Genomic DNA, 25,098 nt, shown 5'->3' with positions numbered 1-25,098 from the left:
CGGTGATTCTTCGTTCGTTCCCTCGACCGGCAAGTCCATGCCGCAGCGTATCGGCATAAATGACTCGAGCCTGAAGGTCATGGACCGGTATCGTCCGCTTTCACTCTGTACGGGATTCCGGCTTGTCCATCCTCAGTGCGTCCAGCGGAATGTCGCTGCTTTCGGCCTGCGCCATCGCTTTGACGAGCGAGATGATCGTTTCGCGGATACGACGGTCCTCGATCTTTACGAAGGCCTTGTTGAGGACGAGGCCTTCCTTCGACCGCAGAAATTCTGCGACCGGATCGATGGAGGCGGAAAGGTCGAGGCCGGCAAAGATCGGCGCTTCCGAATCATCCTGTTCGAAAAAGAAGGCCGGTGAGGTGCGCAGCGCTTCGGCGATTTTCTGCAGGCGGCTTGCGCCGATGCGGTTGATGCCCTTTTCGTATTTCTGCACCTGCTGAAACGTAACGCCGATCTGTTCGGCAAGCCGCTCCTGGCTCATGCCGAGAAGCTGCCTGCGCCTGCGCATGCGCATGCCGACATAGGTATCAATCGCGTTCGGTGTCTTGACGTTCATGGCCTACCTTCTGTCTCTTTCGCATTTCAGTCCATTGCCTTGTAGACGGCATCGCGCCGCTTTTCTACGTGTTTTTGATATCATATTAGACATCCAAGAATTGCAATATCACACATCTAAGAATTGCGCGGGACTGTGGCATATGGCCCGGAACCATCACTAATACGGGATCGGTGCGTGGGTGACCGAATTGCAGGATCCTGAACAAAAATCTTAAAACTGCGTACCGATCTGCGTGAAACTGGGCTGTAATTGTTGCTCTTCATACGATAAATGCACTTTCAGCGACCGCCGCCGACAATTCACTTCCCAAGCCCCGATCGCCCTAATAACAGCCCGCAAGAAAATCGACGACGGCCCGGCATGTTTCCGGCCGCGCAGGAGGAAGACCCATGGCGTCTGTTGCCGAGAGCGCCCCCCGCTTTGAAAAGACAGCAATGTCCATCCTGGTGGCAGTCAGCTTCTGCCACATGCTCAACGACATCATGCAGTCGCTGCTTGCCTCGCTCTATCCGCTCTTCAAGGCCAATTACAACCTCGATTTCGTGCAGATCGGCCTTCTGACCATGACCTTCCAGGTCACGGCTTCGCTGCTCCAGCCGCTCGTCGGCATCGTCACGGACCGTTGGCCGATGCCTTATTCGCTGCCAGTCGGCATGGCGAGCACCTTCTGCGGACTGATCCTGCTCGGCAATGCCGGCAGTTTCGAGCTGCTGCTCGTTGCCGCAAGCCTCATCGGCTTCGGTTCGGCCGTCTTCCATCCGGAATCTTCGCGTGTCGCGCGTCTTGCTTCCGGCGGCCGCCACGGTTTTGCCCAGTCCTTCTTCCAGGTGGGCGGCAATGCCGGCCAGGCAATCGGTCCGCTGCTGGCCGCCTTCATCGTGCTGCCGAACGGTCAGCACAGCGTGTCCTGGCTTTCCGCCATCGCCATGGTCGGCATCGTGGTCCTGAGCTGGGTCGGCAACTGGTATATGAGCCACCGCCGCCAGAACGCCAGCAAGGCGGCCCCGAGCCGCACGCTGCCTCTGCCTCAGAGCAAGGTCGTCTGGGCACTGCTCATTCTCGTGCTGCTGACTGCCACGAAGAACGTCTATATGGCAAGCGTCTCGAGCTACTTCACCTTCTACGTCATCGACCGTTTCCAGCTCGATGTGCAGCAGGCACAGCTCATGCTCTTCCTGTTCTTGGGGTCTGTTGCCACCGGCACTTTCCTCGGCGGCCCGATCGGCGATCGTTTCGGCGCCCGCTTCGTCATCTGGTTCTCGATCCTCGGCGTCATCCCCTTCGCGCTGCTGCTGCCCTATGCGAACCTTTTCTGGACGGGCGTGCTCAGCGTCGTCATCGGCCTGATCTTCGCCTCTGCCTTTTCGGCCATCGTCGTCTTCGCGCAAGAGCTGGTGCCGGGTCGCGTCGGCCTGATCGCCGGCGTTTTCTTCGGTTTCGCCTTCGGTGCGGGCGGCCTCGGTGCGGCCTTGCTCGGCGGTTTTGCCGACTCGCGCGGTATCGCCTTCGTCTATCGTATCTGCTCCTACCTGCCGCTGCTCGGCCTGTTTACCATCTTCCTGCCGCGCATCCCGAAGAACCGAGCGGTTTAAGTTTCGCGCTCAGAAAGAGGCACCGAGAAGCGTTTCGGTGCCTCTTTGGTATCCGGGCAAGCGCACGGCGTGGTGTTGCGTTCGAATGAACATATTTTCCCCGGCCTTTGGCGAAGACGGATCGTCATTTCTTTAATCTACTATTTTGATGGATAATATCCATCTTATGATGCAGCCCGTAACGGCGCGATAGTGGAAGGAAGTGACATGTCTGCACCCAAACTGGTCGGTCTTGCCGGCAGCTTCAATCGTCCCTCGAAGACCTTTGCGCTGGTCGAGAATATTGCCGGTCTCGCCGCCGAAAAATATGGCTTCGACAACACGATCTACGACCTGACGGATGTCGGTCCCTCGCTCGGCCAGGCGCTGCGCCGTGACGACCTCGACAATCGTGCCAGGGAAATCATCGCCGATATCGCCAATGCCGACGTCCTCGTCATTGGCGCGCCGACCTTCAAAGGCAGCTATCCGGGTCTCTTCAAGCATCTCATCGATCTCATCGATCCGCATGAACTGCGCGCCAAGCCGATCGTCATCACCGCCACCGGCGGCGGCGACCGCCATGCGCTGATGGTCGAGCATCAGCTTCGCCCGCTCTTCGGCTTCTTCATGGCCCATACCCTGCCGACGGCCGTCTATGCCTCTGAACGCGATTTCACCGACTATCGCGTTTCCTCCGAACAGCTTTCCAAGCGTATAAGGGAGGTCATCGGTGAGCTCACCGCCTTCTTTCCGGGCAGAAGTTCCACGCTGATCGCAGCGGAATGAATGCCATCCCGAGACTGATTTCAGCGGCGCCATTGGGTGCCGCTTTCGCTTGAGCGTTATTTTAGGCTGACATTAATCCACAAATTTGATAGAATTTTTATCCTGCCGGTATCGACAAGGCGGCAAGAGTTTTTCCGGCGATGAGAAGACATCGGACGTTCGTGCTTCGCTCGCAATGAGCGCATTTGCAATTATCCGCCTGCTCGGGGCTCGGCCTCATCAGTCAGACGGGATATAAAATGACCAAGAACAAGAATTTCAGCGCCATTTCGCTTTCGCGCCGCGCGGCCCTCGCTGTTGCCGCCTCTGTGGCAGCACTCATCGCCTTTGCTGCGCCGGCTCCTTCCTTTGCAGAAGACAAGTCGATCAAGGTCGGCATCATGAGCGGTGAGGATGAGGATGTCTGGCGTGTCGTCACCAGCGAAGCCGCCAAGAAGGGTCTCAAGATCGAGACGATCACCTTCAACGACTATACCCAGCCGAACGAAGCGCTGGAGCGCGGCGAAATCGACGCGAACGCTTTCCAGCACCAGCCTTATCTCGACAACCAGATCAAGCAGAACGGCTACCATATCGTCCGCGTTGGCTATACCGGTGTCTGGCCGATCGGCCTCTACAGCAAGAAGCACAAGTCCGTTGCCGAACTGCCCGAGGGTGCCGTGATCGGCGTGCCGAATGACCCGTCCAACGAAGGCCGTGCTTTGCGCGTTCTGCAAAACGAAGGACTGATCAAGCTGAAGGATGGCACGGGCATTCTTGCGACGATCGCCGATGTCGCTGAAAACCCGAAGAATATCGAGATCAAGGAGCTGGATGCCGGTATCGTCGGACGCTCGATCGATGATCTTGACGCCGGCGTCGTCAACACCGACTGGGCGCTGAAGAGCGGTCTTTCGCCGGCAGAACGCGTCGCGCAGGAGCCGATCGCCGACAATCCCTATCGCAACTTCATTGCCGTGAAGGAAGAGAACAAGGATGCCGATTGGGTGAAGACCCTCGTCTCCTCCTATCAGAACGACACGGTCAAGGCCGAGTTCGACAAGGTGTATCAGGGTACCGGCCTCAGCGCCTACTGATCCACACGCCCTCCGCAGGGCGTCAACAACAGAGGCGGCCCGGGTCTTTCTGCCAGGGCCGCCTTCAGCATTTGTGAAGGAACGAGCATGAATTCAATTGTCTCCGCCTCGAGGATCGAGACGCGACCGGCTGATGCTGAAGAGGTCGTGCGGCTGAAGGATGTCAGGCGCAGGTTCGGCGCGACACCAGCGCTCGATGGCATTTCGTTGAGTTTGAAGAAGGGTGAAATCCTCGGCATTATCGGCCGCAGCGGCGCCGGAAAGTCGACGCTGATCCGCTGTCTCAACGGTCTCGAGCGCGCCGATAGCGGCGAGATCGTCATCGAGGGCCGCAACATCACGGGTCTTGCCGAGCAGGAACTGCAGCCTTTGCGCCGTCGCATCGGCATGATTTTCCAGCATTTCAATCTGCTGTCGGCCAAGACCGTCGAGGAGAATGTCGCACTGCCGCTGAAGATTGAAGGCCTCGCCAGGGCCGAGCGGCTGAGGCGGGCGCATGAATTGCTGGAACTCGTCGGCCTTTCCGACAAGGCCAAGGCCTATCCGTCTTCGCTATCCGGCGGCCAGAAGCAGCGCGTCGGCATTGCCCGCGCACTCGCCGCCCGCCCGGCCTTGCTGCTCTCGGATGAGGCGACCTCGGCGCTTGACCCGGAAACGACACGCTCGATCCTCGCGCTTCTGAAGGATATCAACAGTAAGCTCGGGCTTACGATCCTGTTGATCACTCATGAGATGGAAGTGGTGCGCGGCATAGCCGATCGCGTCGCCGTCATCGATGCCGGTCGCATTGTGGAAGAGGGGCAGGTCTGGTCGATCTTCGGCGATCCGCAGACGGCGATCACCAGGAGCCTGCTCGGCGGCATCCGCCCGCAGCTTCCCGAACATATCGCCGCGCGCCTGTCTGAGGCCGGCGGCACGGAAGCGATTCTCAGCGTCGATCTCGCCGGGCCGGAGGCACAGGGCGCTCTCTTTGCCGATCTGTCGGCAACGCTGCCGCATTCCTTCCGCCTCGTACACGGCGGCATCGACCACATCCAGAACCAGCCTGTGGCGCGGTTCTTCATCGCCGTTCCAACGCGCGATCCTGCGCTTGCCGAAAAGGTCGAACAATTTCTGAAGGCCCGGTCCGCCCGGGTGGAGGTGCTTGGTTATGACACCGATCATGATTAATCTGCTTTTGCGCTCCCTCTGGGAGACCGTGCTGATGACGGCGGCTTCCGGTGTGATATCGCTTGTTGCCGGCTTGCCGCTCGGGCTGGCGCTGGTATTGACGAACCGCGGCGGCATTGCCGAAAATCCCTGGATCAACCGCATCCTCGGCGCCGTCATCAACGGTTTCCGTTCCGTACCCTTCATCATCCTCCTGGTGGCACTGATCCCGCTGACGCGGTTGATCGTTGGTACGGCAATCGGCACGTGGGCGGCCATCGTTCCGCTCGCCATCGCTGCCACGCCCTATTATGCGCGCATCGCCGAAGTGTCGCTGCGCGAGGTCGATCGTGGCCTGATCGATGCCGTGCGGGCCATGGGCGGCAATCGCTGGACGATCATTCGCGAGGTTCTGGTGCCTGAGGCGCTGCCGGGCATTGTCGCCGGCTTCACGGTCACGCTGGTGACACTGATCGGCGCATCGGCCATGGCTGGCGCCATTGGTGCCGGCGGCCTCGGCGACCTCGCCATACGCTACGGTTACCAGCGGTTCGAAACCAACGTGATGATTGCAGTCGTTGTCGTCCTTATTGTTCTCGTCTGCGGCATTCAATGGCTGGGCGACCGGCTGGTTGCCCGCCTTGATCATCGCTCAGCCTAGAGCAATTCCAGCAAAAGTGCGTAGCGGTTTTGCGTCCGGAATTGCGTGAAAACAAAGAGATAGAGCACTTCCGTGATTCGAAGATAAACGGAAATGCTCTACCGCCTGAACCGTGCGGCGGGATGGCCGGCTGGCAACCGGTCGTTTCCGTCGAAGAGCTTGCGGCGCAGTGATCCTTCCGCATAATCGGCCTTGAACAGGCCGCGCTCCTGCAGAACGGGCACCACGAGATCGACAAAATCATTGAGGCTTTCCGGCGCCACGGTGCGCGCCAGATTGAAGCCGTCGATACCGCCCTCTTCGATCCAGTGCTGCAGGATGTCGGCAATCTGCTCCGGCGAACCGACGATCGGCTTCATCCGGCTGCCGAGCACCATCTGGTCGATTATTTGCCGCTTCGTCACCGGTTTTGCCGCCTGCTTGGTGATCGCCGCCAGCGCCGACTGATTGGCATTCGTCGAGCTTTGGTCGATCACGTCATCGAGGTCGTATTTCGAAAAATCGACGCCGACGGAGGCGGAATAATGCGCCAGCGAGGCCTCGACGCTCGTATGTCGGCGATAGTCCGCGAGCTTTTCTTGTGCCTGGCTTTCCGTCTTTCCGACGACGACAGTTATCAGGCTCAGGATCTTTATCGCATCCGCGCCGCGACCGTTCGCCAGCGTCTTGGCGCGAAGCGCATCGACAGTCGGGCGCGCCGATTGCGGTGTCGGCCCTGCGATGAAGACGCATTCGGCATGACGGGCAGCGAAATCCTGCCCGCGCGCGGACGCGCCGGCCTGGAAGAGCAGGGGCGTTCGCTGTGGCGAGGGCTCCGAGAGATGGATGCCCTCCATCTTGTAATATTGTCCCTGATGGCGGACGGCGCGGACCTTGGAGGCATCGGCAAAGACGCCGCGCTCCCGGTCGCGCAGCACGGCATCGTCGTCCCAGCTTCCCTCCCAGAGTTTGTAGAGGATTTCGAGATATTCCTCGGCGGCGTCGTAGCGCGCATCATGCTCCGGCAGTTTGTCAAAGCCCATGCTGCGGGCTGCACTATCAAGATAGCCCGTCACGATGTTCCAGCCGATCCGCCCCTTGGTCAGATGGTCGAGCGTCGACATGCGTCGTGCCAGAAGGAAGGGCGGCTCATAGGTCGTATTGACTGTCACGCCGAAGCCCAGATTCTTCGTAACGTAGGCCATCGCCGAAATCGGCATCAGCGGATCATTGACGGGGATCTGCGCGCCCGTTTCGATAACCGGGGCCGGGCTGTTCTTGTAGACATCGTAGACGCCGACAATATCGGCAAGAAATATCCCGTCCAGCTTGCCGCGTTCTGCTGTGCGCGCAAAATCCGCCCAATAGTCGATGTCGGTATAGTTTACCGAGCGATCGCGCGGATGTGTCCACATGCCGTGGTTTATATGGCCGACGCAGTTCATGTCGAAGGCGTAGATCTGCATTTTCTTCATAGGAATGGCCCCAGGACCGTGGATAGAAATCAATGTTTTGTGTCGCAAAATATCCTAAGCCAGTAGCACGGACAGGCTGGAGGATAGTAGGGTGGAGACGAAAAGGCGGAGGATGAAATGACGAAGAAGACGCTGTCGGACTGGGAAGCACTGGCGGAAAAGGAGCTGCGTGCACCGCCGGAAACGCTGACCTGGCACACGCCAGAAGGCATCGACGTCAAGCCGCTCTATACGGCCGCCGATCTTGACGGCGCCGACGCGGACACTCTTCCCGGCTTCGCACCTTTCACTCGCGGTCCGCGCGCCACCATGTATGCCGGCCGGCCCTGGACGATCCGGCAATATGCCGGCTTTTCGACCGCCGAAGAATCCAACGCCTTTTATCGCCGCAATCTTGCCGCGGGCCAGAAGGGGCTTTCCGTCGCCTTCGACCTCGCCACCCATCGCGGTTATGACAGCGACCATCCGCGTGTCGTCGGCGATGTCGGCAAGGCAGGCGTGGCGATCGACAGCGTCGAGGATATGAAGATCCTCTTTGATGGCATTCCGCTGCAGGACATGTCCGTCTCCATGACCATGAACGGTGCAGTCATCCCGATCCTCGCGAATTTCATCGTCGCCGGCGAAGAGCAGGGCGTCTCGAAGGCGGAATTGTCGGGGACCATCCAGAACGACATTCTCAAGGAGTTCATGGTCCGCAACACCTATATCTACCCGCCGGAACCCTCGATGCGCATCGTTGCCGATATCATCGAATATACGGCAAAGGAGATGCCGAAATTCAATTCGATCTCGATCTCTGGCTATCACATGCAGGAGGCGGGCGCGACGCTGGTGCAGGAGCTTGCCTTCACGCTGGCCGATGGGCGCGAATATGTGCGTGCGGCGATCGCCAAGGGGCTGAATGTCGATGATTTCGCCGGGCGGTTATCCTTCTTCTTCGCAATCGGCATGAACTTCTTTATGGAAGCAGCCAAGCTTCGCGCTGCCCGGCTGCTCTGGACCCGTATCATGGAGGAGTTCCAGCCGAAGAGGGCCTCGTCGCTGATGCTGCGCACCCATTGCCAGACCTCGGGCGTGTCGCTGCAGGAGCAGGATCCTTACAACAATATCATTCGCACGGCTTTCGAGGCGATGTCGGCCGTGCTCGGCGGCACGCAGTCGCTGCACACCAATTCCTTCGACGAGGCGATCGCGCTGCCGACGGAATTTTCCGCCCGCATTGCCCGCAACACCCAGCTCATCCTGCAGCACGAGACCGGCGTCACCAAGGTCGTCGATCCGCTTGCCGGCTCTTATTACGTAGAGAGCCTGACGAAGGAATTGGCCGACAAGGCCTGGGCGCTGATCGAGGAGGTCGAGGCGCTCGGCGGCATGACGAAGGCAGTCAACGAAGGCCTTCCTAAGCGCCTGATCGAGGAAGCCGCCGCCCGTCGTCAGGCCGCCGTCGATAAAGGCGACGAGGTCATCGTCGGCGTCAACAAGTACCGGCTGGAGGCCGAACATCCGATCGATATTCTGGAGATCGACAACAGTGCGGTGCGTGCCGCGCAGATCCGCCGCATCGAGGACACCAAACGACGACGCGATGGCGTGAAGGTGAAGGAAGCGCTGGCGACGTTGTCTGAGGTCGCCCGAAGCGGTGACGGCAACATGCTTGCAGCAGCCGTCGAAGCTGCCCGGGCACGCGCCACCGTCGGTGAAATCTCCGATGCGATGCGCGAAGTCTTCGGCGACCATTTCGCCACACCCAAAGTTATCAGCGGTATCTATGGCAGCGCGTATCGCGACGAACCCGAGCTCGACGTCCTGAAAACCCGCATGGCAGACGTGACCGAGGCCATGGGCCGCAAGCCGAAGATCATGGTGGCCAAGCTTGGCCAGGACGGGCACGACCGTGGCGCCAAGGTAATCGCCTCGGCCTTCGGCGATGTCGGTTTCGACGTTCTCGCCGGCCCGCTGTTCCAGACGCCTGAAGAGGCAGCCGGCATGGCGGTCGGCGAGAAGGTCAACGTCGTCGGCGTCTCATCGCTGGCGGCCGGTCACCGGACCCTGCTGCCGCAGCTGATCGAGCAGCTGAAGGAGCGGGGCGGTGGCGATATCATCGTCGTCTGCGGCGGCGTCATCCCGCGACAGGATTACGAATTCCTGCATGAACACGGTGTGGCCGCCGTCTTCGGTCCGGGTACCAATGTACTGGAGGCCGCGAATTCAGTTCTCGACCTCCTGCAGGGTATCCGGCGGAACCAGTAGCTTAGAGCAGTCCGCGCTTTGCGAGATTGCCCATCAGGGATGAGATGCCGAAGGTCCAGGGGGGGCATTCGGTGGAAAGCCGGACCGTATTGACCAGCGCGCCGAGGCCGGCGGACGAAATTTCCACGACATCGCCGATCTTGTGCGTGAAACCCTGGTTCTTTGCGTCGCGATCCTGCGTCGGCGCAAAGAGCGTGCCGAGGAACAGCATGAAACCATCGGGATACTGATGGTGAGCGCCGACCGTCTGCTTGACGAGATCGGTCGGATCGCGGCTGATCTGCGACATGGAGCTCTTGCCATGCAGGACGAAACCATCCTTGCCGGTGACCTTGAGATCGAGCTCGGCCCTGCGAACGTCATCAAGGCTGTAGCCCGCATCGAAGAGCCGGACAAAGGGACCGATGGAGCAGGAGGCGTTGTTATCCTTCGCCTTGCCGAGCAGTAGCGCGGAGCGGCCCTCGACGTCACGCAGGTTCACGTCGTTGCCGAGTGTGACGCCCTTGATCTCGCCGCGGCTGTTGACCGCCAGCACGATTTCCGGTTCCGGATTGTTCCAGGTCGAGATCGGGTGAAGACCGATATCGGAACCCCAGCCGACCGATGAGAGAACCGGCGACTTGGTGAAGACTTCCGCATCCGGGCCGATGCCGACTTCCAGATATTGCGACCAGATGCCTTCCTCGATCAGCGCCTGCTTGACCTTGGCGGCTTCCGGCGAACCAGCCTTGATATTGGTGAGGCTGCCGCCGATCAGCGTGCTGACGCGCTCGCGGATGGACGCGGCCCGATCCGCATTGCCGGCGGCCTTTTCTTCGATGACGCGTTCGATCATCGACTGCGCAAAGGTCACGCCGCAGGCTTTGATCGCCTGCAGGTCGGCCGGCGCCAGAAGATAGGTCTTACTCGCATCCGGCCTGCCGGTGCTGTTGGCTGCGATCTCCTCCAGCGTGCCAAGCGGCTTGCCGGTTGCGGCTCGGACGAACTCCGCCGCATCGGCTCGCTCCAGCAGCGCGCTGAGGGTCGGGGCCTCGGCAGAGGTGATGTCGATGAGGGCGCCATCGCGCAGTGTCACGATGCTTGGCCCGGCTACCTCCGGGTTCCAGGCGCGACCGACAAAGAGACCGCCCGAAGCGGCAGCATCGAGGGGGAAATGGGACATGGTGATCTTCCGTCACAGGCGGAGCGGGGAGCGCTCCTGCAGAATGGGATAGCTGCCGTCCTCCTACCCGACGGCGGAGAAAATCGAGCACATTCGTCTGGCAAGAGCAAGTCTCAACAGACGAATAGCGGTTCGTGTTTGCTTTATGCTCGTGCAAAACAACGAAGTGCCGAAGCGGCATTTCGCCATAACTTATAACTATTTAGATACAAAATAACCTTTCTATTTCATATATTTACCAAGGAGGCAAAACTCTTTTGCCGCAGATCTTGCCTTGACAGGGCCTCTCTTTCGTTATCTGTTTTCCACCACGGAGGAGGGTCGGCGGATGCCGACCTGCGAAAGTTTTCCCGGGAGGATAATACTGCGATGCTGAGATTTGCCGTCGTCGGGATCGACCATGGGCACACGTTCGATCATGTGAAGGGATTGCTGGCCGCGGGCGCCGAATTCGGCGGCTATTGCCCGCAGACATCAGTGCCCGCGATCCGCGAAATGTTCGAGAAGACCTATCCGGATGCGCCGCAGATCGACCGGGAAAAGATCTTCGCCGATCCCTCGATCGACGTCATCTGCATTGCCGCCATTCCGCGCGACCGCGCTGGCTTAGCGATCCGCGCCATGAAGGCCGGCAAGGACGTCATGACCGACAAGCCGGGTGTGACGACCTTCGCGCAGCTCGAAGAGGTCAAGCGCACCGTCGCCGACACCGGGAAGATCTTCTCCATCTGCTTTTCCGAGCGCCATTGCGTGCGCTCCGCGGTCAAGGCCGGCAAGCTGGTGAAGGAAGGGGCGATCGGCAAGGTCATTCAGACGCTGGGCACGGGACCGCATCGGCTGCAGTTGCCGACGCGGCCGGACTGGTTCTTCGATCCGGAAGCCTTCGGCGGCATCATCGTCGATATTGCCTCGCACCAGATCGACCAGTTCCTTTTCTATACCGGCTCGACGACGGGCGAGGTGGTCGCCAGCTCGATCGGCAATTTCGGCATGCCGGAGAAACCGGCTTTCCAAGATTTCGGCGACGTGTTGCTGCGTTCCGACACGGCAACCGGTTACATCCGCGTCGATTGGTTCACGCCGGAGGCGCTGCCGACCTGGGGTGACGGACGCCTGACGATCCTCGGCACCGAGGGCTATATTGAATTGCGCAAATATATCGACATCGCCGGCCGGCCGGGTAAGGATCACCTCTTCCTCGTCAACGGCAAGGAGATGACGCACATCGATTGCAGCAGCGAGAAGCTCGACTATTTCGATGCTTTCGCAGCCGATGTACGCGACCGCAACGAGACGGCGATGACGCAGAGCCACGTCTACGAAGTCTGCCGCCTCTCCCTCGAAGCACAGACGAAGGCCGCCCGCATCGGTACCCGCTAAGGAAAACACCATGAGACGGAAACTGCGCGTCGGCGTCCTCGGCGCAGGCATTGCCGAACGGCACCTGACAGGCTTCAGTTGGAACAGCGATCTCTTCGAGGTTCCCGTTCTCTGCTCCCTCGACGCGGATCGCGGCAAGGCGCTCTGCGAGGAGCACAGGATTCCCGAATATACGCAGGATACGGATTTGCTCTTTGCTCGCGACGATCTCGATGTCATCGATATCGCCACACCGCCGAGTTCGCATTTCGACCTGTGCAGAAAGGCGATCGAGCGCGGCAAGCATGTGATTTGCGAAAAGCCGCTCTTCGGTTCGATTGCCGAAGTGGATGAGATGGCGCGCATCCTCGCTCGGTCGAACGGCAGCAAGCTGATGCCGATCTTCCAGTATCGCTATGGCAGCGGCCTGCAGAAGCTGAAGCTCCTGATCGAGCGCGGCCTCGCCGGCAAGCCGTTCCTCACCACAATCGAAACGCATTGGTGGCGTGGACCGGATTATTATGCGGTGCCGTGGCGCGGCAAATGGGCGACGGAACTCGGCGGCGGCCTGCTCGGCCATGCGATCCACGCCCATGACATGTTGAACTATGTGCACGGTCCCTGCGCCGAGGTGTTTTCCTACGGTGCGACGCTCGTCAACCCGATCGAGGTCGAGGATACTGCGTCGCTGTCGGTGAAGATGAAAAACGGCTCGCTCGCCACGCTCTCCATGACGCTCGGCTCCCGCAAGGAAATCTCCAGGCTGCGCTTCTGTTTCAGCGATCTCGTCGCCGAAAGCATTCTGGAACCCTACACGATGGGCCGCGACCCCTGGACCTTCATCGCCGGGACAGACGAGCATCAGGCCCGTATCGACGCCGCGCTTGCCGGCTATGAAGTAAAGGAAGACGGCTACACGCGCCAGTTTGAGCTCTTCCATCAGGCGATCGTCGAAGATCGCGATCCGCCGGTGACCTTGCAGGATGCGCGCAACTCCCTGGAACTGGTGACTGCCGCCTATCACTCGCAGCGTACCGGCCAGCCGACGCCGATGCCCATTGCGGCCGATCATCCGCTTTACCGTTCCTGGCTTCCGGCAGAAGAACGGCGTCCTGCCGCCGGAGTTTAGGGCAAGGATCATGCTGAGATCATTCGAACATATCGGCATGACGGTCAGCAATATGGACCGTGCGATCGAATTCTATTGCGGTCTGCTCGGCCTGAAACTGCATCTGCGCAAAAAGATGCCCGACGGCATGCAGGTCGCCTTTCTCGACGCCGGCGGTGGCATGCTGGAGGTTTTTGCGCCGCCTGGCGGTGCCGCCAGAGCTGTCGATCTTCAAGATGGAACGGCCGGCGTCAAGCACATAACCTTCCATTTCGAAAACGTCGAAGAAACGTTCGCCCGGCTGGAAGCGGCGGGCGTGGACATCAAGGAACGGCCGCGTTTTGCGGTCCATTCCGAGATGCTGAACAGGATTGCGTTTGTCCGTGATCCGGACGGCATCATCGTCGAGCTTGCGGAGCGGTCGCAGAACCGGCTTGCCTGACGGCGACATGCCGATCGCGATGAGCTGAAAGGAAAGGGCGCGGTGTGAACCGCGCCCTCGGCTTTTATCGGCGTTCTCCCGAAGCCTTTTTCTTGGCTTCGTCATCCACTAGTTCATACCACATGGCGTTGAGGACGGCGAAAGCGGCTGCCAGCGGCAGGCCGAGAATCCATGCGAAATACCACATCGTTTCGTCTCCTCAATAAGCGTGGCTGTTCTTGTCGGTTACGCTCTTCTCGTCGACCTTGCCCCACAGCACCTTGTAGACCCAGGCGGTGTAGGCAAAGATGATCGGCAGGAAGATGATCGTGGCCACCAGCATGATGAACAGCGTCAGGTGGCTGGACGACGCATCCCAGACCGTCAGGCTTGACCTTGGATCGAGCGAGGAGGGCAGGATGAACGGGAACATCGAAAGACCGACCGTCGAGATGATGCCTGTTATCGCGAGGTCGCTGAAGAGCAGCGCTGCGACCTCGCGGCGGACCCGCATGGCAAGGAATGCCGCGCCTGCGCCCAGGAAGCCGAGGATCGGTGCTGCGATCATCCAGGGATAGGTGTGGTAATTGGCAAGCCATGCACCGCCTTCCGGCGTCACGGTCTTCAAAAGCGGGTTCGACGGGCCGATCGGGTTGATATCGCTGGTGATGCGATAACCGCCGACACCCATCCAGAGGAACAGGCCGCCGAGCGCGAAGAGCACGATGACGGCGAGTGCCGCGATACTGCCGTAGCGACGACTGCGCTCGGCAACCGGTCCCGTTGACTTCAGCACCAGCCATGCGCCGCCGTGCATGACGAGCATGGCCACGGAGAGCAGGCCGCAGAGGAGGGCATAGGGGTTCAGAAGCGCGAAGAATGAGCCTTCATAGAAGATGCGCATGTCGTTCGCGAAGCGGAAGGGCACGCCCTGCAGCACATTGCCGACGGCAACGCCGAAGATCAGCGACGGCACGAAACCGCCGACGAAGAGTGCCCAGTCCCAATTGCTGCGCCACCGAGGGCTCTCGCGCTTGGAGCGGTATTTGAAAGCGACCGGGCGCAGGATGAGCGCAAGCAGAATTGCGAACATCGCCAGATAAAAGCCCGAGAAGGAGACCGCATAGAGCGGCGGCCAGGCGGCGAAGATGGCGCCGCCGCCTAGGATGAGCCAGACCTGGTTGCCTTCCCAGGTGGCGCCGATCGTATTGATAGCGATACGGCGTTCCGCATCGGTCTTGGCAACGAAGGGCAGGAGCGCACCGACGCCAAGGTCGAAGCCGTCGGTGGTCGCGAAGGCTATCAGGAGCACGCCGAGCAGCACCCACCAGATGATGCGCAGGGTTTCGTAGTCGATAAGTTCGTGAAGGATCATGACGGTTCACTCCGCGGCTGGAACGAGGGTTTCGGAAACAAGCTTTGCTTCCGGCTCGTGGTCCGGTTCCGGTCCTTGCTGGATTGCCTTCAGCATCAGCTTCATCTCGATGACGATCAGCGTTGTGTAGAGTACGGCAAAGCCGCAGATCGTCAGCAGCACCGTGCTGGCGCCGAGGCTGGAGACGGCGACGGCCGTCGGCAGCACCCCTTCGATCACCCAGGGCTGACGGCCGAACTCGGCAACGATCCAGCCGAGTTCGATCGCCACCCACGGCAGCGGGATGGCAAATACCGCGATGCGCAGGAGCAGCGGATATTTGTCCAAATGCCGGCGGGCCGACAGCCAGAAGAAGGTTGCCGTCAGCACGATGAAGAACATGCCAAGGCCGACCATGATGCGGAACGACCAGAAGAGCGTTGGCACATGCGGGATGGTGTCGCGTGCGGCCTGAGCGATCTGTTCGTCGGTTGCCTGACGCGGATCGTCGACATAGCGCTTCAAGAGCAGGGCATAGCCGAGGTCGTGGCCGAGATCTTCGAAGGAGCTGCGGACTTCCTGGGCAACCTGATCCTGGGCAGGTGCTGCGCGGATCTGCATCAGCGCATCATAGGCCTTGATGCCGTCGCGAATGCGGGTTTCTGCCTGTTGTTCCAGCTGATCGATACCAGGGATTTCCGTCGTCAGCGAGCGGGTGCCGATGAGGCCCATGACCCAGGGGATATGAACGGCGAAATGCGTCTCGCGTGCTTCCTGATCCGGAAAGCCGAAGGCGGTGAAGGCAGCCGGAGCCGGTTCTGTCTTCCACATGGCTTCGATCGCAGCGAGCTTCATCTTCTGGTTTTCGGTGGCGAGATAACCGCTTTCGTCACCGAGAACGACCACCGACAGGGCCGAAGCGAGGCCGAAGGAGGCGGCAACCGTCATCGAGCGTTTGGCAAGTTCGACGTGCCGGCCCTTGAGCAGGTACCAGGCAGAAACGCCAAGCACGAAGATCGAGGCACAGACATAACCGGCCGAAACCGTGTGGACAAACTTCGCCTGGGCGACGGGGTTGAAGACCACGTCGAAGAAGCTTGTTATCTCCATACGCATCGTCTGCGGATTGAGCGCCGAACCGACAGGGTTTTGCATCCAGCCATTGGCGACAAGGATCCAGAGCGCCGAGAAATTCGACCCAAGGGCCACCGCCCAGGTGGCGACCAGATGGCCGACCTTCGACAGCCTGTCCCAGCCGAAGAAGAAAAGGCCGACGAAAGTCGCTTCGAGGAAGAAGGCCATCAGGCCCTCGATCGCCAGCGGCGCACCGAAGATATCGCCGACATAATAGCTGTAATAGCTCCAGTTCATGCCGAACTGGAATTCCATGACGATGCCGGTTGCGACGCCGAGCACGAAGTTGATGCCGAACAGCGTGCCCCAGAATTTCGTCATCTGTCGCCAGATCTGGCGACCCGTCATGACATAGGTCGTTTCCATGATGGCAAGCAGCACGGAAAGGCCGAGCGTCAGGGGCACGAACAGGAAGTGGTAAAGCGCGGTCAGCGCGAATTGGAAGCGCGATAGCGCTACGATGTCTAGTTCCATTGTCTTTCTCCCACGGTCCCACGGGGTATCATGAGTTTCTGCGTGGCCGGCCGGCCATGCAGGGCATGCCTGTTCGCTCAATCTGGCCGAAGCCGGTCGAGCGCCTTTTCGAACGCCGCCTCCCCACGGCGCGAAACCTCTGTGATGCGGCCGTCCGCGATGACGGCGATGCGGTCTGCGAGCGCCGCCTCACGGCGCATATGCGTGGCGATGACAAGCGCGCGGCCTTCGGCTCTCAGCGCGAGGCGATGCAACACGTCACGCGCGGTGCGGCCATCAAGCCCCTCGGTCGGCTCGTCGAGCAGCCAGAGCGGCGCATCGCGCAGGAAGAGACGCGCGAGCGCCAGCCGGCGCGACTGGCCGCCGGAAAGTCCCATGCCGCCTTCGCCGAGCGGCGTATCGAGACCTGATGGCAACGCGTCGACATCGGCAAGCAGGCCGGCTGCGGCGAGCGCGCCGCGCAGGTGATCGTCATCGGCACCGGCTGCCGCGAGCAGCAGGTTGCCGCGCAGCGTATCCTGGAAAAGCTCGGTCCGCTGGGTGAGCAAGGTTGTATCCAGTGCTGCGGCCACGCCGGCAGCCGGCCGCAATTCGCCTGAAAGCAGCGAGAGCAGGGTCGATTTGCCGGCGCCGCTGCTGCCGACCACGGCGATGTGCTCGCCGCGCCGCAACTCGAGCGTCACGTTGCGCAATGCAGGCCGTGTCGCCCCGTCATGTGCGACGGTGATATCCTGGAGCGCGAAAGCAAGCTCATGGGCCGGAGCTTTTGGCGTGAGGTCTGCTTCGACGGCCGAAAGACGTGGTGCGATGCGTTTGGACGCCAGCATCGTCCTGCCGAATTCCAGGGCGCCGCGGCGCAGTGCGGCGAAAGGTTCGGTTGCGGCAAATGCGACGAGCACGCCGAGCGCGGCAACAGGCGCGGTGATCGCGCCGGTCCGCATCAGCAAGGCCACGATCAGCAGAGACGCGACCAGAAGCGCGGTGGAGAAAAGGCCGAAGCCGAAGGTGACGCCGCTCTCGATGCGGTTTAACCGGTCGTCGGCCTTTGCGGTATAGGCGTCAGCAGCGGCGATGGCTTGCTGCTGTGCGGCAAGCCGGTTCGCCATGAGAAGATCGGTCTGCCCGGCAACGAGATCGATGGTCCTGGACCGGATGATTTCGATGCCGTAAGCGCGGCGGCGCGCGTACTTCAACGCCAGCCGGCCGGCAGCGAGCGGCAGGCCAAGCCCCACCAAAACGAGACAAGCGCCGAAGAGGAGGCCGAAGAGCGGATGCATCAGCCCGAGCGCGACGCTGGCAACGAGTGCCGCGCCGACTGCCACGGCCGCCGGCACAAGAACACGAAGATAGAGTGAATCCAGCGCATCAATATCGGCCGTCAGGTGGAAAAGCAGCCGGGCCGGTCGATTGAGAAGCGTGCGTGTTGCGCCGGCGGCGGCCCAGCCGCGGAACAGACGCTCGCGAAGGGCAGCAAGCACGGCAAGCGTTGCATTATGCGTTGTCAGACGTTCGCCGTAACGCGCCGCCGTGCGCAGGATCGCCAGGAAACGAATGCTGGCCGATGGTGCAAAGACGTCAAAGGTCACGGCAACGGTTGCCGAAAGACCTGCAAGCGCGGTCGCGGTGATGAACCAGCTGGAAAGGCCGAGCAGCGCAATGCCAGCCGTGACGGTCGCAGCCGACAATGCGGCGCCGAGCAGAAGCTCCCTGCTGCGCGTCTGCATGAAGAGACGCAAGACCGGCTTGATATCGTTGAAGAAAGAGCTCATTCGGCAGCCTCCTGAACACGATCCGCATCAAGGCGGATGGCGCGGTGCATGCGTGCTGCAAGCAGCGGATCGTGTGTCGCGACGATCAGTGTGCGCCCTTTTGCGAGCGCGAGCAGGCTCTCTGTGATCTCGGCAGCCGTCTGGGCATCGAGATGGGCGGTCGGTTCGTCGGCAAGGATGATGCGGATATTGGGATCGCAGGCAGCCCGCGCGATAGCAAGCCGCAGTGCCTCGCCGCCCGAAAGACCGATGCCGGCCTCGCCGAGCGGGCGATGGCCATAGGCCTGTGCGACACCGCCAAGCTTTGCGAGATCAAGTGCCCTGGAGACGTCTGTCTTTTTGATACCGGGTCGGCCGAGCGCAATATTGCTGGCAATGGTGCCCGCGAAAATATGCGGCTTCTGGCCGATCCAGGCCATTTTGCCGCGACCCGCGTTCGCGCCGCCGATCAGAACCCGGCCTTGATTGCAGGGTGCCAGGCCGGCGATCAGCGACAGGAGGGTCGACTTGCCGGTGCCACTGGCGCCGAGCAGTGCCACGTGTTCGCCGGCGGCGATACCGAGGTTGAATGTGTCGAAGATCGGTCCCTGCTCAGGTCTATAGCGGAAGCCGACATTTTCCAGGCGTATATCGAAGGCTTCTGAAACGGCGGTAACCTGGGCATTCTGCTGAACGGGAAGCACCAACCCGCCGGCGGCTAGCCCATCCAGCGCCTTCAGGGCAGCCTCGCCCGAGGCGCGATCATGCCAGACGGCCGAGAGCTCACGCAGCGGCTCGAAGAAGGCAGGTGCGAGCAGTAATACGAACAGGCCCTGCGAAAGGTTGAGACCGCCGGACCAGGCGCCGAACCGGATTTCGCCGAGCAGGCTGAAGCCGACATAGACGGCGGTCATCGCCACGCCGAGCGCTGAGAAGAGTTCGAGCACGGCGGAAGATAGGAAGGCGATCTTCAGCACGGCCATGGTGCGGGTGCGCTGTGATTCTGCCTCCGCGCGAAGCCGGAGCGCCGTGGCATCGACTGCATCGAACGAGCGGATCGTTGCAAGTCCGCGCAGGCGATCGAGCAGGAAAGCGTTCAGGCTGCCTGTTGCGACAAGCTGCTTTTCGCTTGCAGCCTGCGCCCGCCAACCAATCAATGCCATGAAGATCGGAATGAGCGGCGCTGCAAACAGCAGGACGAGTGCCGCGATCCAGGAGATCGGAAAAATGCAGGCGAGGATGACAAGGGGCACGAGGCTCGCCTTCATCCGCGCCGGCTGGAAACGGGAGAGATAGGGCACGATCAGCTCGGCCTGTTCGCCGAGCACACTGGCGGCCTCGCCAGATGCAGGGCGGCCGGCATCGACTGGCGAAAGACGGGCAAGCAGCTCCACTGCGGCAACGCGCTTTTTACTGAGTTCGGCTCGTGCTGCGCGGAAGGCAATGCGGCCGCCCGCCGCATCGAGACAGCTTTTGACGACGCCGAGCAGCAATACGAAGACCGCTGGCCAGAGGGTATCGGCAAGGCCGCCGCCATCGGCGAGGCGGCCGATGGACCATGCAAGCAGACCTGCCTGCGGAATCCAGAGCGCGGCCGCGAATGCCTGTAACATTGCGGCGCTGCGCAGTCGGCTTCTGGTCCCGCTCGGCTTGTGCGCCGCGGCCTCGCGGGCGGGCGCCCCCGCCATTTGCCGGTCTCTCGCGTCGAAGAAAGCACTGCTCATGGCGCTAGCTCTTGTTGGCAGGATTGGGACGGCGGCGGCCAAGCGAAACGACCTTGTCCTTGGCCTCCAGAAGTTTGGTCACCTTCGCGCCAAGCGAGAGTAACGTTGCAAGTCTTTCTGTTTCAAGTTGTTTTACGTCTTCATACCAGTGCGTGAGCTGTTCGATGAGCGTATGCATCTCGCTCATGCGCTCCTGCGCATGGCGTTCGGCCTCGCTTGCCGGGCGCTGCATGAGGATCTCGCGCAGCATCGACAGCGTCGGATCGACCTCGCGCTTCTTGCGCTCTTCGGCAAGCGTTCTGAGGATTAGCCAGACATCGTCGGGTGTCGTGAAGAAGTCGCGCCGGTCATCCGGCTTGTGGCGCAGCAGCACCAGGTTCCAGGCCTGCAGTTCGCGCAGACTCATGGAGACGTTCGAGCGCGATATTCCGAGTGCATCGACGATCTCCTCGGCGCAAAGCGGTGAGGGCGAGACGTAAAGCAGGGCGTAGATCTGGCCGACCGTGCGGTTGATTCCCCAGCGGGAGCCCATTTCACCGAAGTGCAGAACGAAGGACTGAACGAGAGGCGGAAGGTTCATTGTCGTTTCCGTTGCGTCTGTGATTTCAGAAATTTCTGAAATCACTATACAGACTTTCGCGTTTGTGCCGCAATTGAGCAGGCGGGGCTGCGGCAATTTGGATGCATGCTTCGATGGTCCGCCTTTTTAGTAGACGGACACCGCACGCCTGGAATTGATTTAAGTCAAATTGCGTAAAGACAGAACGCCCGGCAGACGGGTGTCTGCCGGGCGTTCAAGCTCGGATAAATTAGTCGAAAGGGGTGCGAGCCTTCAAATCAGGCCGGTCAGGATGCCGACGCCGGCAACGGCAGCAAGGCTGCCTGCGGTGCGAATGACGAAGGCGCCCTGACGCTCGCCGAAGCGGACAATCAGGAAGCCGAGACCGAGACCTGCCATGTGCAGCAGGGCAGTGGCGATCATGAAGCCCGCGGCATAGGCAGCACCTCCGGCGTTTTCAGGCATTTCGGCGCCATGCGCATGACCATGGAAGATCGCAAACAAGCCGACGATACCCATCGCGACAGCCGTGGAGGCGCGGATGTTCAGGGCAACGATCGTGCCGAGCACGATGACGGAAAGCGCGATGCCCATTTCAACGAGGGGTACATTGATGCCGGCGATGCCAAGAGCGCCGCCAAATGCCATGACGAGCACGAAGGTCGTCGGCACGGCCCAGACGGCCCGGCCACCAAGCTGGAAAGCGAGGACACCGACCATGATCATGGCAAGGATATGATCGAGGCCGGAAATCGGATGGCTGAAACCATGCACAAAGCCGGCCGTCTCGCCGATGCCGGTATGGGCATAGGCGACTGCCGGAAGCGCCGCGGCGGCAAGCGCAAGAGCGCCGCTTTTGAAGATTGATTTCATTATGGAATTCCCTCTGAGTTTTTAGATCCCGCGGCTGCCGACACCTCAGGCACGGTTTCAAGTCGCGTCACCAAGCTAGTCCACCGAGATTTTCCCGTCAACGGAAAGTACAGGAATAGATAGGAATTTCAATTGCTTATATCCTATGCAATTGCCTTTTTGAAAGGCGACTTCACAAGGGGCGCTCAACCGGATTATCAATCATCTTGCGAAGGCGAGAGCCGCCGCATCTTGAGGAGGATCCCATGAGGAATACCGAAAGGCCGCTGGCGATCAGCGCGCCGGAGCCGCGCACGCTGGACCTGATTTTCAGCGACAAGGCGCGCGCCGAACTCAACGCGAAATACGAGATCGTAGAGGCCGATCCAGACGATATCGCCGGCCTTGGCGATGATATCCTCCGCAGGACGCGCTACATCATCGGCCAGCCTCCGCTGTCGGCGGAGACGCTTGATCATATGCCGCAGCTTCGCTCGATCCTCAATGTCGAGAGCAACCTCCTCAACAACATGCCCTACGACATCCTCTTCCAGCGCGGCATCCATGTGGTGACGACCGGGCAGGTGTTTGCAGAGCCGGTGGCGGAAATCGGCCTCGGCTTTGCGCTGAGCCTCGCGCGCGGCATCGTCGATGCCGATGCGGCGTTCCGGGAGGGACATGAACTCTGGGGCGGCGAAGGCAATGCCAGCGCCCGGCTGATATCGGGCTCCGAGATCGGCATCATCGGTTTTGGTGATCTCGGCAAGGCACTGCGGCGGATCCTGTCTGGCTTCAAGGCCAGGATCAGGGTGTTCGATCCCTGGGTGCCACGTTCGATCCTGGAGGAAAACGGCGTGGAACCGGCGAGCCTGAGCGACGTGCTGACGCAGAGCGACTTTGTTTTTGTCGTCGCCGCCGTCACCAGCGAAAACAGGGGCTTCCTCGGCGCGGATGCCTTCGCCAGCATGCGAAGGGGGGCTGCCTTCATCCTCCTCAGCCGTGCCGATGTGGTGGATTTCGATGCGCTGATGGCGGCCGTTTCCTCCGGTCATATCGTTGCGGCAAGCGATGTCTATCCGCAGGAGCCGCTGCCGTCGGACCATCCTGTGCGCAGCCTCAAGGGTTTTATCCGCTCGGCCCATCGCGCCGGTGCGCTCGATAGCGCCTTCAAGAAAATGGGCGATATGGTGCTGGAGGATATGGATCTGATGGATCGCGGCCTGCCGCCGATGCGCTGCAAGCGGGCGGAGCGCGAAACTGTGTCCCGTATGCGCTCCAAACCCGTCTCTGTGAACTAAGCGGCGCGCTGGCCGGTGCCCTGGATGGCGGCAAGCTTCCAGTCGGCGCCGGACTTGCGCACGAAGGTCCAGATCTCGGTGCTTTCGCTCGCGCGGCGGTCGTCGCCCGAGACGAGGCGGCCACTGTCGCGCTCGACTATCGCGTCGATCGAGGAATAGCGCATCGCCAGCGTCGCATATTCCTGACCGTTCTCACGCCAGGCTTCGGCGATGTCGCCCTGCAGCAGCTTGACGTCGGTAACCTGGTTGCGGACGCCGTTGGTGGCGTTCTCGCCAAGCTCTTCGGCAAGGTAGGACATGGCTTCCGGCGTCGTCAGGCGGCGCAGCGCACCATAATCCTCCGCACCATAGGCGGTCTGAACCTTGGTCAGCAATTCCTCGAACTGATCGAGATCCGCCTGGGCAAGGCCGATCTCATCGCGTGGGCGCGCATTGCTCCGCTGCTGGGAGCCGGAGCCCGAACCGATGGCCGGAATATGGAAGGTCGAACCGCCATTGGCCGGCGACATGTTGTAGGACTGCGGTCCGCTATAGCTCTGGCCACCTGCGCCGTAGGACGGCTGGCGGCGATTGGCGAAGAAGCGCATCGCAAGCATGATCGCACCGAAGATCAGCGCGATCTGCAAGAGCATGCCGAGGAAGCCGAAGCCGCCGCCGAAACCGTGGCCGAGCAGCATGCCGAGAAGACCGCCGGCAATCAGACCGCCGATCATCGAACGGCCGAAGCCGCCGAAAAAGCCGGGGCGCTGCTGGGCATAACCGGGCTGCTGCGTGTTATAGGGCGCGGTCGTCTGCGGGCGCGGTGTCATCGAGCGTTCGATGGGCGCAGCCGGGGCGGGGGCGGTGCTGGTGGCAGGAGGCGCGCTGAAGGTGCGCGTGCCGCGGCTTCCGAATCCGCCAAAGCTGCCTGCGCGGCGCGCATCGGCATCACCGATCGAAGCAAAAACGGTAGCGCCTGCAAGAACGGCAATCCCCGCGATCCTGGCAAAACGCGAAACGGCACTGGGCATTCAAACCTCCTGTCATGCGCTCAACGGCATGTCACGGCCTAATATAGGTATTCTTTCCGCTCTGTGAAGTTGTGCGTTGCTACTGGCAGACGTCGACCCATTCGGCTCCGGTGATTTCCGCCAACCGGCCGGTCGAAATACGCACTGCAGAATTGGTCGACCCGGCGGCCGGCACGACTTCCTCGAACTGCTTCAGCGACACATCGCAATAGACAGGCAGCTGCGCAGGCAGGCCGAAGGGGCAGACCCCGCCGACCGGATGGCTCGTCACCGCCAGCACTTCCTCGGCATCGAGCATGCGCCCCTTGCCGCCGAAGGCATCCTTGAACTTCCTGTTGTCGAGACGCGAGGTGCCGCTCGCCACAATTAGCATGGTGCGGTCGCCCACGCGCAGGCAGATCGTCTTGGCGATCTGCGCGGGCTCGACGCCGTGCGCCGCGGCCGCGAGCGCGACGGTCGAAGAGCTTCCGGCCGTTTCGATGATGGCGATGTCGGGAGCGTTGGCGGCGAAGAAGGCGCGGACGGATTCAAGACTCATGGGATGGGATACTTTTGGAGTGAACGGTCAATCTGGAGTCGCATGAGAATGCGACGTGGGATTCATGTATTTGCGGTCCAACTTAATATTTAGATTTCAGAAAATTCAATCGCGTAGTTTCCGAGAGAGCATTTCTGTGCGCCTCGAAAGGCGATCTGGTTGCTCCCGATGCCTAAGTCATGGATATTGCTGGGACTGCGGCATGCGCGAATGGCGCAGTCGTGCGGCTTCGAATGCCGAGCTGGTCTTCACCTGCGAGTTGGGGCCGAAGCCCTATGCGATCGCCGGGTGAGACGGCAACGATACCACCGATCGGTGGGCGGAGGCGCTAGTGCTTCGGCAGATGCTTCGTGACCTCTGGGCCAGGATTTGATTGCCATATCGCATTGGCCGAAAACCGGCGGGGATGATCTCCTCTTGAAACCATTCCCTGCCGGATACTACTTCCGATCTAGTCACCGGATAAAGCGAGGTCCCGGCGCAGCCAGGATGGGAAGGTGTCGACGCTGTTCACCATGCGACGACGCCTCCACCGGGCAACGATCGTCGCGACGAGAATCTCTCTGAAACTGAACCGCGAGCAAAGCTCGCGCATGGATGCCGACAGGCTTTCGCCGGCGCGTTGATTGGTCATGATCATCAGCGGTCAGAATCCTGAGCCGCCCTTCTTTCAAGCTGAAAGTGCGCAGCGACATAGCGCGGACATCACCGCGCCCAGACACTGCGTGCGAAACGATGCCATCTTTGGATGGGGAAGCTTGAAGGATCTCGGATGTGATCGAGGGTTGGGAGCTTCGAAGGCCTATGCCAAAGAGGCGTTGGACGAAGAAATATCTGCCATT

At 61.0% G+C, this 25,098-nt stretch carries 23 protein-coding genes and 1 pseudogene; 11 read left to right on the top strand and 13 right to left on the bottom strand.

Translation table 11 applies throughout. The features are described from left to right. Positions 1–100: 100 nt before the first annotated feature. Positions 101–559, bottom strand: a complete 459-nt coding sequence (locus ACK9YZ_RS28240) for a helix-turn-helix domain-containing protein (protein WP_416066906.1) — start codon at positions 557–559, stop codon at positions 101–103. Positions 560–951: 392 nt separating this feature from the next. Between ACK9YZ_RS28240 and ACK9YZ_RS28235 the strand changes: the two genes are divergently transcribed. From ACK9YZ_RS28235 to ACK9YZ_RS28215, 5 genes are all read left to right on the top strand, one after another. Then, on the top strand, positions 952–2,154 hold the full coding sequence (locus tag ACK9YZ_RS28235; protein ID WP_416066905.1) for an MFS transporter: 1,203 nt from the start codon (positions 952–954) through the stop codon (positions 2,152–2,154). 207 nt (positions 2,155–2,361) lie between these two features. After that, complete coding sequence (gene msuE, locus ACK9YZ_RS28230; RefSeq protein ID WP_216760384.1) at positions 2,362–2,922, top strand: FMN reductase; 561 nt, start codon at positions 2,362–2,364, stop codon at positions 2,920–2,922. Between the two features lie 239 nt (positions 2,923–3,161). Continuing rightward, on the top strand, positions 3,162–3,998 hold the full coding sequence (locus tag ACK9YZ_RS28225) for a MetQ/NlpA family lipoprotein (protein ID WP_416066904.1): 837 nt from the start codon (positions 3,162–3,164) through the stop codon (positions 3,996–3,998). An 87-nt stretch (positions 3,999–4,085) separates the two neighbouring features. Then, positions 4,086–5,168: a methionine ABC transporter ATP-binding protein gene (locus tag ACK9YZ_RS28220; RefSeq protein ID WP_416066903.1), complete on the top strand. Its 1,083-nt coding sequence runs from the start codon at positions 4,086–4,088 to the stop codon at positions 5,166–5,168. After that, positions 5,149–5,808, top strand: a complete 660-nt coding sequence (locus ACK9YZ_RS28215; RefSeq protein WP_183798883.1) for a methionine ABC transporter permease — start codon at positions 5,149–5,151, stop codon at positions 5,806–5,808. Before ACK9YZ_RS28220 ends, ACK9YZ_RS28215 begins: the two co-directional genes overlap by 20 nt. A 98-nt stretch (positions 5,809–5,906) precedes the next feature. On the opposite strand, the gene ACK9YZ_RS28210 is transcribed toward ACK9YZ_RS28215, so the two are convergent. Further along, positions 5,907–7,262 (bottom strand): LLM class flavin-dependent oxidoreductase, encoded by a 1,356-nt coding sequence (locus ACK9YZ_RS28210; protein ID WP_416066902.1) that lies wholly within the window; start codon positions 7,260–7,262, stop codon positions 5,907–5,909. Between the two features lie 117 nt (positions 7,263–7,379). On the opposite strand from ACK9YZ_RS28210, the gene scpA reads away from it, so the two are divergent. Continuing rightward, positions 7,380–9,515: a methylmalonyl-CoA mutase gene (gene scpA, locus ACK9YZ_RS28205; RefSeq protein WP_416066901.1), complete on the top strand. Its 2,136-nt coding sequence runs from the start codon at positions 7,380–7,382 to the stop codon at positions 9,513–9,515. Between the two features lies 1 nt (position 9,516). On the opposite strand, the gene ACK9YZ_RS28200 is transcribed toward scpA, so the two are convergent. Further along, a complete protein-coding gene (locus ACK9YZ_RS28200; protein WP_416066900.1) occupies positions 9,517–10,677 on the bottom strand; it encodes a fumarylacetoacetate hydrolase family protein in 1,161 nt (386 codons plus the stop codon). 369 nt (positions 10,678–11,046) lie between these two features. On the opposite strand from ACK9YZ_RS28200, the gene ACK9YZ_RS28195 reads away from it, so the two are divergent. From ACK9YZ_RS28195 to ACK9YZ_RS28185, 3 genes are read left to right on the top strand one after another with little or no spacing between them, the layout of a single operon-like run. Continuing rightward, on the top strand, positions 11,047–12,057 hold the full coding sequence (locus ACK9YZ_RS28195) for a Gfo/Idh/MocA family protein (RefSeq protein ID WP_416066899.1): 1,011 nt from the start codon (positions 11,047–11,049) through the stop codon (positions 12,055–12,057). A gap of 10 nt (positions 12,058–12,067) precedes the next feature. After that, positions 12,068–13,165 (top strand): Gfo/Idh/MocA family protein, encoded by a 1,098-nt coding sequence (locus tag ACK9YZ_RS28190; protein WP_416066898.1) that lies wholly within the window; start codon positions 12,068–12,070, stop codon positions 13,163–13,165. Between the two features lie 10 nt (positions 13,166–13,175). Further along, positions 13,176–13,586: a VOC family protein gene (locus ACK9YZ_RS28185; protein ID WP_216760393.1), complete on the top strand. Its 411-nt coding sequence runs from the start codon at positions 13,176–13,178 to the stop codon at positions 13,584–13,586. A gap of 64 nt (positions 13,587–13,650) precedes the next feature. Here the strand turns inward: ACK9YZ_RS28185 and cydX are convergent, their stop codons facing one another. The 7 genes from cydX to ACK9YZ_RS28150 all read right to left on the bottom strand — a co-directional run bounded on the left by cydX (position 13,651) and on the right by ACK9YZ_RS28150 (position 21,431). Then, on the bottom strand, positions 13,651–13,773 hold the full coding sequence (gene cydX, locus ACK9YZ_RS28180; RefSeq protein ID WP_183748231.1) for a cytochrome bd-I oxidase subunit CydX: 123 nt from the start codon (positions 13,771–13,773) through the stop codon (positions 13,651–13,653). A gap of 12 nt (positions 13,774–13,785) precedes the next feature. Next, positions 13,786–14,940, bottom strand: coding sequence for a cytochrome d ubiquinol oxidase subunit II (gene cydB, locus ACK9YZ_RS28175; protein WP_416066897.1), 1,155 nt, complete (start codon positions 14,938–14,940; stop codon positions 13,786–13,788). 6 nt (positions 14,941–14,946) lie between these two features. Continuing rightward, positions 14,947–16,527: a cytochrome ubiquinol oxidase subunit I gene (locus ACK9YZ_RS28170; RefSeq protein WP_216760395.1), complete on the bottom strand. Its 1,581-nt coding sequence runs from the start codon at positions 16,525–16,527 to the stop codon at positions 14,947–14,949. A 77-nt stretch (positions 16,528–16,604) separates the two neighbouring features. Further along, positions 16,605–18,296: an amino acid ABC transporter ATP-binding/permease protein gene (locus tag ACK9YZ_RS28165; RefSeq protein WP_416066896.1), complete on the bottom strand. Its 1,692-nt coding sequence runs from the start codon at positions 18,294–18,296 to the stop codon at positions 16,605–16,607. Next, complete coding sequence (gene cydD, locus ACK9YZ_RS28160; protein ID WP_416066895.1) at positions 18,293–19,999, bottom strand: thiol reductant ABC exporter subunit CydD; 1,707 nt, start codon at positions 19,997–19,999, stop codon at positions 18,293–18,295. The genes ACK9YZ_RS28165 and cydD overlap by 4 nt, the downstream gene beginning before the upstream one ends. A 4-nt stretch (positions 20,000–20,003) precedes the next feature. Beyond that, the gene (locus ACK9YZ_RS28155; RefSeq protein ID WP_216760398.1) at positions 20,004–20,579 is read right to left on the bottom strand and encodes a GbsR/MarR family transcriptional regulator; all 576 of its coding nucleotides are present in this window, start codon (positions 20,577–20,579) and stop codon (positions 20,004–20,006) included. 252 nt (positions 20,580–20,831) lie between these two features. Continuing rightward, complete coding sequence (locus ACK9YZ_RS28150) at positions 20,832–21,431, bottom strand: HupE/UreJ family protein (protein ID WP_416066894.1); 600 nt, start codon at positions 21,429–21,431, stop codon at positions 20,832–20,834. A 245-nt stretch (positions 21,432–21,676) separates the two neighbouring features. Between ACK9YZ_RS28150 and ACK9YZ_RS28145 the strand changes: the two genes are divergently transcribed. Then, a complete protein-coding gene (locus tag ACK9YZ_RS28145) occupies positions 21,677–22,708 on the top strand; it encodes a hydroxyacid dehydrogenase (protein ID WP_416066893.1) in 1,032 nt (343 codons plus the stop codon). Here ACK9YZ_RS28145 and ACK9YZ_RS28140 read toward each other — a convergent pair. Further along, positions 22,705–23,718 carry a Tim44 domain-containing protein gene (locus ACK9YZ_RS28140; RefSeq protein WP_416066892.1) on the bottom strand — a complete coding sequence of 338 codons (1,014 nt, stop codon included), beginning with the start codon at positions 23,716–23,718 and terminating at the stop codon, positions 22,705–22,707. The two genes, ACK9YZ_RS28145 and ACK9YZ_RS28140, sit on opposite strands and share 4 nt — an antisense overlap. Before the next feature lie 79 nt (positions 23,719–23,797). Continuing rightward, positions 23,798–24,256 carry a YbaK/EbsC family protein gene (locus ACK9YZ_RS28135; protein ID WP_216760402.1) on the bottom strand — a complete coding sequence of 153 codons (459 nt, stop codon included), beginning with the start codon at positions 24,254–24,256 and terminating at the stop codon, positions 23,798–23,800. 190 nt (positions 24,257–24,446) lie between these two features. Between ACK9YZ_RS28135 and ACK9YZ_RS28130 the strand changes: the two are divergent. Then, positions 24,447–24,629: pseudogene (locus ACK9YZ_RS28130) on the top strand (sugar phosphate isomerase/epimerase); the annotation flags it as partial. Positions 24,630–24,707: 78 nt separating this feature from the next. Here the strand turns inward: ACK9YZ_RS28130 and ACK9YZ_RS28125 are convergent. Then, complete coding sequence (locus tag ACK9YZ_RS28125) at positions 24,708–24,896, bottom strand: hypothetical protein (RefSeq protein ID WP_416066891.1); 189 nt, start codon at positions 24,894–24,896, stop codon at positions 24,708–24,710. Positions 24,897–25,098: the final 202 nt, after the last annotated feature.

The organism is Rhizobium sp. ZK1, assembly GCF_047782645.1.
Taxonomy (GTDB): domain Bacteria; phylum Pseudomonadota; class Alphaproteobacteria; order Rhizobiales; family Rhizobiaceae; genus Rhizobium.
This window is presented reverse-complemented; position numbering and strand designations above follow the sequence as displayed.